Source organism: Mesorhizobium sp. WSM3864 (assembly GCF_002294955.1).
In the GTDB taxonomy this organism is placed as follows: Bacteria; Pseudomonadota; Alphaproteobacteria; order Rhizobiales; family Rhizobiaceae; genus Mesorhizobium.
The window spans coordinates 223,991-237,822 of record NZ_NSGD01000002.1; the positions used below are offsets into that span (position 1 = coordinate 223,991).

At 62.1% G+C, this 13,832-nt stretch carries 11 protein-coding genes and 1 tRNA gene; 9 read left to right on the forward strand and 3 right to left on the reverse strand.

All coding sequences use genetic code 11. From position 1 onward, the window contains the following. Window positions 1-23 precede the first annotated feature (23 nt). Both CK215_RS05405 and CK215_RS05410 read right to left on the reverse strand, forming a co-directional pair. Window positions 24-1,097, reverse strand: a complete 1,074-nt coding sequence (locus tag CK215_RS05405; protein ID WP_095830333.1) for a site-specific integrase — start codon at window positions 1,095-1,097, stop codon at window positions 24-26. 242 nt (window positions 1,098-1,339) lie between these two features. Beyond that, window positions 1,340-2,512 carry a porin gene (locus CK215_RS05410; RefSeq protein WP_095830334.1) on the reverse strand — a complete coding sequence of 391 codons (1,173 nt, stop codon included), beginning with the start codon at window positions 2,510-2,512 and terminating at the stop codon, window positions 1,340-1,342. Between the two features lie 444 nt (window positions 2,513-2,956). On the opposite strand from CK215_RS05410, the gene CK215_RS05415 reads away from it, so the two are divergent. The 3 genes from CK215_RS05415 to CK215_RS05425 all read left to right on the forward strand — a co-directional run bounded on the left by CK215_RS05415 (window position 2,957) and on the right by CK215_RS05425 (window position 4,676). Next, window positions 2,957-3,047: transfer RNA gene (locus CK215_RS05415), tRNA-Ser, on the forward strand. 104 nt (window positions 3,048-3,151) lie between these two features. Beyond that, window positions 3,152-3,394 (forward strand): GIY-YIG nuclease family protein, encoded by a 243-nt coding sequence (locus CK215_RS05420; RefSeq protein WP_095830586.1) that lies wholly within the window; start codon window positions 3,152-3,154, stop codon window positions 3,392-3,394. Between the two features lie 100 nt (window positions 3,395-3,494). Then, window positions 3,495-4,676, forward strand: a complete 1,182-nt coding sequence (locus CK215_RS05425) for a porin (RefSeq protein ID WP_095830335.1) — start codon at window positions 3,495-3,497, stop codon at window positions 4,674-4,676. 491 nt (window positions 4,677-5,167) lie between these two features. Here the strand turns inward: CK215_RS05425 and CK215_RS05430 are convergent, their stop codons facing one another. After that, window positions 5,168-6,847, reverse strand: coding sequence for a sulfotransferase (locus tag CK215_RS05430; RefSeq protein WP_095830336.1), 1,680 nt, complete (start codon window positions 6,845-6,847; stop codon window positions 5,168-5,170). Window positions 6,848-6,965: 118 nt separating this feature from the next. On the opposite strand from CK215_RS05430, the gene CK215_RS05435 reads away from it, so the two are divergent. The 6 genes from CK215_RS05435 to CK215_RS05460 all read left to right on the forward strand — a co-directional run bounded on the left by CK215_RS05435 (window position 6,966) and on the right by CK215_RS05460 (window position 13,818). Next, window positions 6,966-8,078, forward strand: a complete 1,113-nt coding sequence (locus tag CK215_RS05435; RefSeq protein WP_095830337.1) for a pyridoxal phosphate-dependent aminotransferase — start codon at window positions 6,966-6,968, stop codon at window positions 8,076-8,078. Between the two features lie 72 nt (window positions 8,079-8,150). Continuing rightward, entirely contained in the window at window positions 8,151-8,435 is a 285-nt protein-coding gene (locus CK215_RS05440) for an acylphosphatase (RefSeq protein ID WP_095830338.1), read from the forward strand. Window positions 8,436-8,635: 200 nt separating this feature from the next. After that, window positions 8,636-9,790: a CAP domain-containing protein gene (locus tag CK215_RS05445; protein WP_095830587.1), complete on the forward strand. Its 1,155-nt coding sequence runs from the start codon at window positions 8,636-8,638 to the stop codon at window positions 9,788-9,790. A 102-nt stretch (window positions 9,791-9,892) separates the two neighbouring features. Next, a complete protein-coding gene (locus tag CK215_RS05450; RefSeq protein ID WP_280953074.1) occupies window positions 9,893-11,602 on the forward strand; it encodes a type I secretion system permease/ATPase in 1,710 nt (569 codons plus the stop codon). A gap of 1 nt (window position 11,603) precedes the next feature. Continuing rightward, the gene (locus CK215_RS05455) at window positions 11,604-13,031 is read left to right on the forward strand and encodes an HlyD family type I secretion periplasmic adaptor subunit (RefSeq protein WP_095830340.1); all 1,428 of its coding nucleotides are present in this window, start codon (window positions 11,604-11,606) and stop codon (window positions 13,029-13,031) included. 136 nt (window positions 13,032-13,167) lie between these two features. After that, on the forward strand, window positions 13,168-13,818 hold the full coding sequence (locus tag CK215_RS05460; RefSeq protein ID WP_066997517.1) for a TetR/AcrR family transcriptional regulator: 651 nt from the start codon (window positions 13,168-13,170) through the stop codon (window positions 13,816-13,818). The last annotated feature ends 14 nt before the right edge of the window (window positions 13,819-13,832 follow it).

The following is a 13,832-nucleotide window of genomic DNA, read 5'->3' on the forward strand; positions in this document are numbered from 1 at the left end:
ATTTCCCGACGCGTGGCGCGCGCCTATTTGCCCTTCGAGCTCTTGCGGCGTGCCTTCGCGGGCTCCGAGCCGCTCTCCTTGCGAGCGGCTTTGGTCGATGACGGCGTGGTCAACGGGGACGCAAACACCGAGTTCTCTGCGGGCCGCGGCGCCTCTTCGGCGCGCGGCTTCTCCAGCACCACGACGCAGCCATCGAGGTCGTTGGTGGCGAGGTGCGCGTAACGCATGGTCATCGACAGCGTCTGGTGACCGAGCCACATCTGCACGCGCCGGATATCGATGCCGCCCTGGACGAGTCGCGAAGCGCAGGTGTGGCGCAGGATATGCGGCACCACCTGCTCATCGGCGCCGAGACCGACTTCGGCCTTCGCCTCGTTCCAGATGGCGCGGTACTGCGCCTGCGTGAGCTTGGTGAACGGACCCTTTGGCCGGCGGCCTTCGGTGGTCGGCGGCAGCTTGATCACCTCTTTGACCCGTTCGGTCATCGGGATGGTGCGGCTGCGGCCCGACTTTGTGATCCAGAAGCTGACGCGGTGTTCCTGGATGTCGTTCCAGATCAGGCCGAGCGCCTCGCCGAGACGGCAGCCGGTGTCGACCAGGAAGACCGAAAGTCTGTAAGCATCCTCGCTGCGGCTCTTGATGGCGGCGAACAGCCTTGTCTCTTCGTCCCTTTCGAGGAAACGAATCCGTCCCGCCCGCTCCTTCTGGCGGCGGAACTCGGGCAGGCTGTGGATATCTCCCATCTTATGAGCCTTGCGCAGCAGCTTGCTGAGTGCAGCCATCTTGCGATTGATGGTTGCGTTGCTGTTCCCGCGCTGGCGCAAGGTACCGATAAGACTGTCCAGGGTGTTCTGGTCAAAGGTGCTGAAACGCTCTCCCAGTAGGATCTCGTCTATTTCACCAATGAATGAGCTGACATTGTATTTATGCCGCCCATCATCCCAGAGTATATCCCGGTATGCTGTAAAGAGCTCACTGACCCTGTACGATTTTACTTCCCGGATCTTGTTATAGGTGTACCTAAACTTCGAATTCTGAGAAGAAAATACCGCAAAATGACCAGAGGGCTCCCCCTCTTGAATCGCTTCATTCGACATTTTTAGCCACACCCCCTGTGGTTAAGGGACCAGCCCTAACCGCTCGGGAGCATCCTTTCAAGAGTTTTCGAGTCTGGCCTCCGACCCCATCCGCCGCCGGCGGATCCCACAAAGTCGCTCTACAGACCCGATCAGCTTACCGTATCACCCCCATCCTTTCGTTGCGTTGATCCATCGCGAAAAGCAAAACGGCCCGGGCGTAGAGATGCCCGGGCCGGATTTCAGTTGCAGCAGTCCAGCCCTTAGAAGGAGCGCTGGAAGCGGACAATACCACCCCAGCTGTTTTCCTTTTCGGCGCTGGTCCAGTTGGAGTCCGGGAAGCTGCCGGCATGGTTATAGTCAACTTCGGCCGTGACCGTGAAGCCTGGAACCACGTCATAGGCAATGTTAGCAGCAACGCCCACGTTCTTGTCGTCGTCAGCCGACACCTGGAGGTTGAACGAGGTCTTCTCGTTGAACTTGTAGGTGCCGCCGCCCCAGACCGCCCAGTTGCCGCCCCACAGCTTGTACATGCCGCGGCCACCAGCGGGCAGGAAGAAGCCCGGATCATTGTAATTGTCATCGGTACCGTAGCCGGCCATGATGAACAGCGAGATCGCGTCAGTGGCATTCACGTCCAAGCGGACCTTGCCGGCGACTTCTTCGTAGTTGCTGTCATAGGCGACGACACCGGTGATGGCACCCCAACCCTGCGTCCACTTCACGCCACCAACGACATGCGGGACGTAGCTGTCGATCGTGAAGGGACCGTAGCCTTCTTCGAGCGAGACCACTGCCGAGAAGCCGTTGCCAGCATCGAAGTAGTACTGCACGACATTGGTGTCGAAACCACCGTACGGGACCAGCGTATCCTGGATGACGTTGCCGGCATAGCCGATGAACGTGTCGAAGGCCGACTCATCCTTACCGACGCGGAGACCGCCGAGCTGGATCCAGGCGAAATTTAGCGAGACCCCCTTATTGTACGCCCCATTGCCAAAGGCGAATTCATCGGCGGCCGTAGCCGGATCATCCGGAGTATAACGACCGCTGAACCGCGTGTTGCCGAAGTTGAAGCGGGTCTCGGTGTACGTCTTCAACGTGCCGAGCTCGGTTTCCTGGCCGGTCCAGGTCTTCAGCGTGAAGCGGGCATTCTTCAGCCAAGTGCCATTGTCGCTGCCGTCCTCGACGTCAGTCGCACGAGCGCCATCGAACGAGCCGACATCGCCAAAGCCAATGTCGTAGCGGACATAGCCGCCGATGCGCAGGCAGGTTTCGGTGCCAGGGATGTAGAAGTAGCCCGAACCGTACACGTCGCAGATCTTGACGTATTCAGCCGGTTCCGGCTCGGCGACGGTCACCGCGTCGGCGGCGCGAGCACCGGAAACTGCGATCAGGGCCGCAGCTGAGCCGAGAAGAAGGCTCTTGATGTTCATTTTCTGACCTCCAGTCAAAAGTTAAAAAACGGGTCTGGGTATTTTTTGCTGAAGGACAGCGTTCCCTGCCCCATCCCCACTTACCGAAAAAGATGCGCACCGCGCCGCTCCTTCGAACGTGACCTTTACCCAGGCGGCGGCGGCGTTCAACCATGATCGTATCGGCGAAAGCCCAGTCCGGACGCTATCGCCGAACGTTGTTGCACAAATGACACGATTTGGCCTCACTCCGAAAGTTCTCATTAACCATTACGGCCTTGCGACCGGTCGAATCCGGCGATGAGCGGCCGAAATTGCGGCGCCAGCGTGCGAGTCGCCGGGCAGGGAATCGCCATGGAATCGCCGCATGGGAACACTCATCCTGCTGCCCCGCGCGGAATTTTCAGTGATTACGGCGCGGGAATGTTGATTGTGCCGATGCTTTTCTTTATCCAGCGGCGCGACGGAGAGGTGGCCGAGTGGTCGAAGGCGCTCCCCTGCTAAGGGAGTAGAGGTCAAAAGCTTCTCGTGGGTTCGAATCCCATCCTCTCCGCCATCCTGCTTCGCGCTGCGCGCTTCGCAGGACAAGCCCTACAGTTCGTGCGAAGCAGGATGGCGGAGAGGATGCCCTCCGAAGCCTTGGCGAAGGAGGGCCGGTCCGTGTGGTGCGTATACCCGATTGAGAGCGAGGCTTTCGTAGGCGAGCGTTATATCGGCATAACATCGGACCTGCGGCGACGAATTGCTGAGCATAACGCCGGAAAGTCCAGTCACACTTCCAAATTTCTCCCGTGGCGAATCGTGACCTACATGGCCTTTTCAAGCCGAGCAAAGGCGACTTCGTTCGAGCGCTATCTCAAATCGGGATCCGGGCACGCGTTCGCCAGCAAACGTCTGTGGTAGCGGCCACTCGGCAAAAAAATACAGCAATAACAAAGCACTGACACCGGTGACAGTCGAGTGAAATCGACGCTGCCGTTCGATTCTGACTGGAGGTCAGAAAATGAACATCAAGAGCCTTCTTCTCGGCTCAGCTGCGGCCCTGATCGCAGTTTCCGGTGCTCGCGCCGCCGACGCGGTGACCGTCGCCGAGCCGGAACCGGCTGAATACGTCAAGATCTGCGACGTGTACGGTTCGGGCTACTTCTACATCCCCGGCACCGAAACCTGCCTGCGCATCGGCGGCTATATCCGCTATGACGCCGCTGGTGGCGACCTCGGCTCGTTCGACGGCGCCCGCACGAGCGATGTCGTAACCGGCAAGGACCAGGGCACCTGGCTGAAGAACACCCGCTTCACGCTGAAGACCTGGACCGGCCAGGAAACCGAGCTCGGCACGTTGAAGACCTACACCGAAATGCGCATGAACTTCGGCAACCGCAACGCAGATCTGGGCGGATATGACCCCGTTTCAGGCAGCTACCTGCACAACGACGCCGGCAACAAGACCTTCGACCTGCACTTCGCCTGGATCCAGCTCGGCGGCCTGCGCGTCGGTCTCGACGAATCGGCCTTCGACACCTTCGTCGGGTATGCCGGCAACGTCATCAACGACACGCTGGTCCCCTACGGTGGTTTCCAGACCAATGAAATCCAGTACTACTTCGATGCTGGCAACGGCTTCTCGGCAGTGGTCTCGCTTGAAGAAGGTTCGGGTGGTTCCATGACCAATTACAATGGTTATGGTCAGGGCACGATCGACAGCTATGTCCCGCATGTCGTCGGCGGCGTGAAGTACACGCAGGGTTGGGGCGACATCGTCGGTGTGGTTGCCTATGACAGCAACTACGAAAACGTGTCCGGCAAGGTTCGCCTGGATGTGAACGTGACCAATGAACTGTCGCTGTTCGGCATGTTCGGTTACGGCAGCGACGGCAAGCTTGGCGATGTTGGGCTCGCTCGCTCCTTCTACAAGCCATGGGGCGGCCATTGGGCCTTCTGGGCCGGCGGCACTTACAAGTTCAGCGACAAGGCCTCCTTCAACCTCCAGGTGTCGGGCGATCAGTTCAAGAACTACGGCATTGCAGCTAACGTTGCCTACACCGTCGTTCCCGGCCTCACGGTCACGCCCGAAATTGACTTCCTGCACGATGGCAGGTTCGGCGATCTGGACAATTCCAACTGGACCGGTGCCACCAAGAAGAACAGCGTCGGCGGTATCATCCGTTTCCAGCGCGACTTCTAAAACCAAACATTTCTGGGGAGACAGGAAAACCCGGCGGGGGCTACCGCCGGGTTTTTTCTGTTTTGAGTGCCTGTCGAGGTCCCAATCGCTGCGCAGTTTGGGTGTTGCAGCAATGTCCGAGGCGCCTTTGGCGTTCGACACGATATAGGTAGCGGCGGTGGAGAGCTTGTAGATTCCGGCGGGACAGCCGCCCCTGTCCTGCCCGACATCTCTCCAATTGAATCGAGATCGAATTTCACCGCCGCATATGCCAATCGCCAGCATCGCAGCATGGAACGGGATGTCGAAGCTGCCAATCTCGCGACTTGTGGGAAAATGTTCAGTGCGGCCCGCAGTTGCTGCCGAAGGTCCGGCAGGACAAAGGGGGCGCGAACGGTCATAACCGATCCGCCTTTGCGTCGCCGCATTTCCTCGACCAAAGCGACCAAGCCGTCAGTATCTCCCGATCGAGCAACTGGCTCGCCGGGAGCGGCTGCGCCCAGCGATCGAACTCAAACCTCGGCAAGGTCACCCAAGGCTTCAATCAGGGGGGTGATCTCGGCTTCGAAATTCTTCCAGCGTCTCACAGACGAATTGTAGATCGGCTGACGAACCTGCCAGCGGCTGGGGGTGGTAACCGCCCCTTCCCTATCGAAGAAGCGTAGGCATGCGTCATCCCAAGGCAGGCCGAGATAATCGATGAGCCGCCGCGACTGTGCCTCCTGGTTCTCCACAAGTGTCTCATATCGATTCTCGAAGATACGGCCTGGGAACACCTCGTTCCAGTGACGCATCAAACGGTCGTATTCGCGATAGTAGAGGCCTAGCGCCTGCAGGTCCGTATTGTAGCTGTGTGCGGAGCTGAACGGCAGGACATAGCAGGATACGCAGTTGTCGATTGCGTCGCGGCGACAGTGAATGATTCGCGCCTTGGGGAAGAGAAGGCTGAGGAGGCCGATCAATTCGAAATTGTGCGGCATCTTGTCGATGATGCGCTGCGCCGTCGGAGCGCGCTCCCGCAGATAGGAAAGATGCTCTTCTGCCAACGTCTTGGACAAGTCCTCGGTGATTGTCGTGATCGATTTGCTGAAATCGGAGGCAGAGGTTTGCAGACCGATTGCATTCGCCACCCGCCTTAGTTTGCTCAACTCTCCCGCCCCGTGAATCTCGGGATGACTGGCGCATATCTGTTCGGTAAGCGTGGTGCCCGAGCGCGGCATGCCCACCACGAATACCGGCGCTTCGGACGGATTGCCGTAACCGGACCTTGCGGCAAAGACATTTGGCGTGAAAGTTTCAATCGTCAGGTCTATGAAACGACGATACTGATCGATGTCGAATTTGTAACCTTCCGCTTGCTTCGCCTTCTTGAAGTGGTCGAAGGCTTGCGCATAACGCTTGAGGTCGTTCTCCACCTTACCGGCCGCGTAGTTAAGACTCGCTTTAGCCTCCGGCTTAAGCCCCGGACTGTTCAGCTCGCGAAGGATCGACTGGAGTTCGGCGGGCTCCTCAGTGAACTTTCGGGTTTGCATCAGATCGTAGTACGCGGCCGCCACATCGATGCGGCGTTCGATCGCTTCTTCGAGATAGGAAGCGGCCTCATCCATGCGCCCGAGGCCAGCGAGCGCGGCCGCTATTCCGATCCGCGCCTTGGGATGGTCGCGGTTGATCTTCAGCGCCTTTTCGTACAGCGGCAAAGCCAGATCAGGTTTGTCGAACTGTGTGTAGACGCGCCCCAGGGCACAAAGCGCCTCTACGAGATCCGGCTGCACTTCCAAGGCATACTGAATATGATTGATCGCTGCCGAATATTCACTCAGCTTGCTATAGGCCTCGCCGAGGCTGAGATGGTAGTAGGGGTTCTTGGGCTCCTCAGCGATCGCACGTCCGAAATAGCGTAACGCCGCCTCGTCGTCGTAGCCGAGACAAACGGTGCCCATGATGTAGAGAGCCAACGGATGGTTTGGCGTTCGAGCCAGCACCTGGAAGCACAGATCCTGTGCTTCATTGAGTCGTTTGGCTTGTTGACACTCATAGGCTTTCTTCAGCAAAGCGTCGTCGGCCTGTACGCGGGCAAGCGAATTTATCTTCTGGAGGCTCGGCTGCGGCGGACTTGCCTGGGGCCATCGGGGTTTGGGCGTAACGCCAGATTTGAGGTGTTTGGACCAGGCCGGCGGCAGACGATTGTTCATGGCGTCTGCTAGCAAAAAGCACCGACGGAATCCAGTCCAAGCGCTATGTGCGGACGGCGGCTTGCACCCACCCCTCGCTCAAGCTAGCAAGAAGCCTCCTCTCAACCGAGCCATCGCCATGCTTAGTCGCCCTTCCCTTACGCCGATCGTCGGCGCGCTTCCAACCACGGTGCCGTTCGTCGGGCCGGAGGCGCAAGAGCGCGAGCGCGGGCGGCCTTTCCGCGCCCGCATCGGCGCCAATGAAAGCAGCTTTGGGCCCTCGCCGCGCGTGATTGCCCGCATGGAGAGCGTCGCGCGCGACCAGTGGATGTATTGCGACCCCGACAATTTCGAGCTGAAGGTCGCGGCGGCCGCGCATCACAATGTCGGCGTCGAGAACGTGGTGGTCGGCGAAGGCATTGACGGACTGCTCGGCCTTGTCGCGCGCATGTATGTCGCGCCGGGCGACGCGGTGGTGACCTCGCTTGGCGCCTATCCCACCTTCAACTTCCACATCGCCGGCGTCGGCGGCCGGCTGGTGACGGTTCCCTACACCAACGACAAGGAGGACCTCGACGGGCTGGTTGCCGCTGTCGCCAGGGAAAGAGCGCCGCTCGTCTATCTCTCCAATCCGGACAATCCGATGGGAAGCTGGTGGGAAGCGCCGGACGTCGTCGGCTTCATCGAGGCGCTGCCGGAAACCACCATGCTGGTGCTGGACGAGGCCTATGGTGAGCTCGGACCGGCCTCGGCGCTACCGCCGATCGACGTCGCGCGGCCGAACGTCGTGCGCATGCGCACCTTCTCCAAGGCCTACGGGCTTGCCGGCATTCGCTGCGGCTATGCGGTGGCCGAACGGGAAGTGATCCGCGACTTCGAAAAGATCCGCAACCATTACGGCGTCAGCCGCATGGCGCAGATCGCCGGGCTCGAGGCGCTGGCCGATCAGGACTATCTGAATTCGGTGGTGGCGCGCGTGGCCGCGGGGCGCCGGCGCATTGCGGCCATCGCCGAGGAAAACGGGCTGAAGCCGCTGCCCTCGGCGACCAATTTCGTCACCATAGACTGCGGCCGCGACGGCGCCTTCGCGCTGAAGGTGATGCAGGCGCTGCTCTCGCGCGACGTCTTCATCCGCAAGCCGATGGCGCCGCGGCTCGACCGCTGCATCCGGGTCAGCGTCGGCCTCGACCATGAGCTCGACATCTTCGCCGAGGAATTGCCTGGCGCGCTGGCGACGGCGCGGGGGAACTAACGGCGATCCACAGCCGTTGCGTTTGCGCGGCGCCGAGCCGGATTCCGTAAGGCTTCGAAGGCGGAGACGAGCATGGTCGAGCAGAGGAGAACCGTTCGGGCGCGCATCTCCGGCAAGGTGCAAGGGGTCAGCTACCGGGTTTGGGCGCGGGACGAAGCCGTGCGCCTCGGACTGACGGGCTGGGTGCGAAACGAGCACGACGGTTCGGTCACGGCGCTCATCGCCGGCGCCGACGCAGCGATCGACTCGATGGTTGATCGGCTGTGGCGGGGGCCTAGGGGCGCGACGGTCATCAGGATCGAGATCGAAGAACGCACGGACGACAGTGCACCTATCGACTTCAGGATCATCGCCTAGGCAAGTCCGCCGAAATCAGCTTCCATCCACCGATCGGCAAACCGTCCGACATTGCTTCTGGTGCGATACGCACACGATATATGTGCGTATATTCCGATTTGTTACTTTAGCGCCGCATGATGAACATATTTGCTCCATAGCCGGAAAGGCGGGTGACGGAGATCAGGGGGCTCACCAAACAATATCAACGGGGATATCCGATGCCGCAGCACAGTGCCAACGAGCAGTATCTGCTCGAGCTCATCAATGCTGAGCGCGCCAAGACCGGCGCCCAGCCCCTGGCCTTCGACAACGATCTCAGCGAAGCCGCCGAGGGCCACGACAAGTGGATGCTGGCCACCGACACATTCTCCCACACCGGCTCCGGGGGTTCGTCGCCGACGACGCGCATGACGAATGCCGGTTATACGCTGAGCGGCTCATGGGCCACGGGCGAGAACATCGCCTGGGCAACGACCCGCGCGCCGACCGGCTATGTCGACGAGGTCAAGCTTCTCCACACCAATCTGATGAATTCTCCCGGGCATCGGGCCAACATCCTCAATTCCAACTTCCGTGAAGTTGGGCTCGCCTTCGAGGTCGGCGACTACAAGGGCCGCAGCAGCGCCTTCGTCACCGAGGATTTCGCCAAGAGCGGCACGGATCTCTTCCTCACCGGCGTCGCTTTCGACGACAAGGACGGCGACCGTTTCTACGATCCGGGCGAAGGGCTGGGCACCATCACTGTGACCGCCAGGAACTCAGCCGGCCAGACCTTTAAGACCACGACCTCGGCCGCCGGCGGCTATGATCTAGCGCTGAAGCCCGGCACCTATAACGTCACTTTTTCGGGCGCCAATATCGCCACTTCGACGCAGACGGCGACAATCGGCACCAAGAACGTCAAGCGCGACCTGATCGACCCGGCAATGAAATCGGGCACGCTCGCGGCGACGGCATCGGCAGAAGATTCAGGATCCGATTCAAGCCACGCCCCGGCCGCGCCGACCAGCGGACCGAACACGGGCAACGGCACCAAAAACTGGCTCGCCGACTTCTTCGGCAAGCATCCTGTTGGCGACCGGGGCACGCCTGGTCTCACCGACTCCGACGCGCCCAAGCATGATGCGGTGGCCTTGGACAGCGACCAATTCTTGTTCCGTCACGCCTCGCACGCCAATCCGGACAACGCGCCGGATCCGTCGGACCATGTCCAGCAGGCTGTGGAACGGGCAGCAGCGGGGCTGCACGACCACCTGCCGGCCGACAATCCGGTCTTTGCCAACGCGGCCGATGCGGCGCAGTCCGCGATCACCAAGATCCTGGCGCAGATTGCCGGCCATTCCGACCATCAAACGACGGCACTCGTCGGCTGATCTTGACCGCGGGCCGCGCCTCGATCGCGGCCCGCCAACCCGCCTCAAGCCGGGCGCGGTTTTTTCGGGGGTAACCATCTGACACGCTCGCCTTTAGCTGACCTGAAACCTTCCGAGCTTCGCAAGGCGCTCGCCTCCTTCCGCGGCCCGTATGCGGCCGTCGCCGGCCTCAGCGGCCTCATCAACGTGCTGATGCTGTCCGGTTCGCTGTTCATGCTGCAGGTCTATGACCGCGTTCTGCCTAGCCGCAGCGTGCCGACGCTGGTGGCGCTGATCATTCTGGTCGCCGTGCTTTATGCCTTCCAGGGCGTCCTCGAAGCGATCCGTGCGCGCGTGCTGACACGCATCGGCGCCGGCATCGACGAGCTCATCGCCGGCCGCGTCTTCAACTGCCTCGTGCGGCTGCCGCTCAGAACGCCTGATCGCGGCGAAGGCCTGCAGGCGCTGCGCGACCTCGACCAGGTCAGCGGCTTCCTTTCCAGCCCCGGCCCGGGTGCGCTGTTCGATCTGCCATGGATGCCCCTCTATGTTGTGATCTGCTTTCTTTTCCATCCGTGGATCGGCGTCGCGGCGCTCATCGGCGCGCTGCTGCTGATCGCGCTGACGGCACTCACCGATCGCCTGGTCCGCGCCCCGACCAAGGCAATGTCCGGCTTCGGCACAAGGCGCGGCGCGATCGCGCAGGCGAGCGCCCGCAACGCCGAAGTGCTGGCCGCCATGGGTATGGGCGAGAGGCTGGCCGGGCGCTGGAGCCAAGCAAACAACGCCTTCCGCGAGGCGCAGGCGCAGGCGAGCGACCTGACGAGCGGATTGGGTGCGGCTTCGCGCATCATGCGCATGATGCTGCAGTCGATGGTCCTGGCGCTCGGCGCCTATCTGGTCATTTACCAGCAGGCCACGCCCGGCATCATCATCGCCAGTTCCATCCTGACATCGCGGGCGCTGGCACCGATCGAGCTCGCCACCGCGTATTGGAAGCACTTCCTCAGCGCGCGCCAGAGCTGGCAGAGGCTGGTCGATCTGTTTGCCGCCTTTCCGGTCGACGATGGCGGCATGGAGCTTCCGGCGCCAAACGCGACACTCGCTGTGGAAACCGTCGGGGTGACGGCGCCTGGTGGACGGCGCATCCTGCTGGAGGATATCGACTTTTCGCTCGACGCCGGCTCCGGCATGGGCCTGATCGGCCCGAGCGGCTCCGGAAAATCCTCGCTCGTGCGCGTGCTCGTCGGCGTATGGCCCACGATGCGCGGCAAGATCCGTCTCGACGGCGCTGCAATCGAGCAGTGGCCGGCGCAGGCGCTTGGCCGCCATATCGGCTATCTGCCGCAGGATGTCGAATTGTTCGCCGGTACGGTCGCCCAGAACATCAGCCGCTTCGACGAGAACGCCATGCCGGAGGCGATCATCGAGGCCTCCCAGGCTGCCGGCGTGCACGACATGATCCTGCGCCTGCCCGAAGGCTATCAAACCGAGATCGGCGAGAGCGGCGCGGCACTTTCCGCCGGACAGCGTCAGCGTGTAGGCCTGGCGCGCGCGCTGTTCGGCAATCCGTTCCTCGTCGTGCTCGACGAGCCGAATTCCAACCTCGATGCCGCGGGCGACCAAGCGCTGACGCGTGCCATCGAAGGCATCAAAGCGCGCGGCGGCATCGTCATCGTGGTCGCGCATCGTCCCAGCGCCCTCGCCGCGCTCGACCACTTGCTGGTGCTGAATGGCGGCAGGCAGCAGGCATTCGGGCTGAAGAGCGAGATCGCACGGCAGGCTTTGCAGCCGGTGACAAAACCGCTGCATGCGGTCGGATCGGCGGGCTGAGATGAGGTCGGCAACGCCCGATTTCAAAGCCGATGCGTTGCGCGTGGTGCGCGACATCGCATTGTCCGCCAGGGCGCGCGCGATCGCGCTGCTCGACCGCGGTTCGAAGCCGATCGAAGGTGCTTCGCCCCAGCAGCAGCGCTTGCGTCAGGCCATTCGCAGGAACGTCCGGGCGGGAGCGATCGCAGCGGCGCTGCTTGTCGGCGGGCTCGGCCTTTGGGCGGCATCAAGCAGTCTTGCCGGAGCCGTGGTCGCAGGCGGCCATCTGGTCGTCGGCTCGAACGTGAAGTCCGTCCAGCATCCGCAAGGCGGCGTCGTCGGCGCTCTCAACGTGCAGAACGGCAGCACGGTCGAGGCGGGCGACGTCCTGGTGCGGCTGGACGACACGGTGGCGCGTGCCAATCTCGCCATCGTCGACAACGGTCTCGACGAGCTCTCTGCCCGCCGCGCCCGGCTGATTGCCGAACGCGACGGCGCCCAGGCGGTGCTCTATCCCGAGCAGCTGTCGGGAAACGCGCATGCCCCTCAGATCGGTCATCTCATCGACGGCGAGAACAGGCTGTTCGCGCTGCGGCGGCAGGCGCGCGAGGGCAAGATTTCACAGCTACGCGAGCGCATCGTGCAGTTCCGTCAGGAGATCGCGGGTATCGAGGCCCAGCTTAGGAGCAAGCAGCAGGAGATATCCCTCACCAAGATCGAGCTCGAGGGCATGCGGGACCTCTGGAAAAAGAAGCTGGTGCCGATCTCGCGTCTGGCCGATCGCGAACGCGCCGAGGCAAGGCTCGACGGCGAAAACGGGCAGTTGATCGCCGCCGCCGCGCAGACGCGCGGGCGCATCAGCGAGATGGAACTGGCGATCATCCAGATCGATCAGGACCTGCGCAGCGAAGTGGCGGGCGAACTGAGGGAGATCGACGGCAAGATGAGCGAACTGCGCGAGCGTCAGATCGCGGCCGAGCAAACGCTGAAGCAGATCGATATCCGCGCCCCGCAATCGGGCCGGGTGCATCAGCTGGCCGTGCACACGATCGGCGGCGTGATCGCGCCCGGCGAGGCGATCATGCAGATCGTGCCGAGCGCCGACGCGCTGGTGGTCGAGGCGCGCGTCGCGCCGCAGGACATCGACCAGGTGCGCATCGGACAGAACGCCACGCTTCGCCTTTCGGCCTTCAGCCAGCAGATCACGCCGGAAGTCGAGGGCCAGGTTGACCGTATCTCGCCCGACCTCATCGAAGACCAGAAAGCCGGGGTCGCCTATTACGCGGTGCGCATCGTGCTGACGCAAAGCAGCCTCAAACAGGCGGGATCGCTGGAACTGAAGCCGGGAATGCCGGCGGAGGCGTTCCTGAGAACCGGCGACCGCACGGTGCTTTCCTATCTGCTTAAGCCCCTGACCGATCAGGCGAGCCGCGCTTTCCGCGGCGACTAAGTCGCTCCGCTCTACAGATCCAGCCGAGGCTTGCGTCAGACCGATTGCAGGCCATTGCCCTTCGGCCTGAACACCATCGCTTGCCCGCTTGAATTAATTGAACGTTCGTTTTATTATCTGCTTCGCAGAGGCAAACATGGCACGCACCACGGGTTCAGACGGAGAAAAAACCGAGGCGGCCGTTCGCGAGGCGGCGGTCGGGCTGATCGCGCGGCTCGGCTATGAGGCGATGTCGATGCGCCAGCTGGCGACCGAAGTCGGCGTGCAGGCCGCCGCGCTCTATCGCTATTTTCCCACCAAGGAGGATCTGCTGTTCACGCTGATGCGCGAGCATATGGAAGGCCTGCTCAAGGCCTGGGATGACGCGCGCCCGGCACCGGCCGATCCGGCGGCGCGGCTCGCCGCCTATGTCGAGAACCACATTGCCTTCCATATCGAGCGGCGCCGCGCCACCCATGTCTCCAACATGGAATTGCGCAGCCTCTCGCATGAGCGGCTGACGCAGATCCTCAAGATGCGCACGGCCTATGAGAAGGAATTGCGCGCGATCCTGCGCGACGGCGCCGACGCCGGCATCTTCGAGATCGACGATGTCGGCCTGACCGCCATGGCGCTGATCCAGATGATGACCGGCGTCATCGTCTGGTTCCGTCCGGGCGAGCGGCTGTCGATCTCTGAAGTCACGGAGACATATCTTTCGATGACAAGGCGGCTCGTCGGCGCGAAGATCGGCGCCGGCAGCGCAACGCGTCCCGTCCGACGCGCAAAGGAGGCCACGGCACTTTGATTTCGCGCATTATC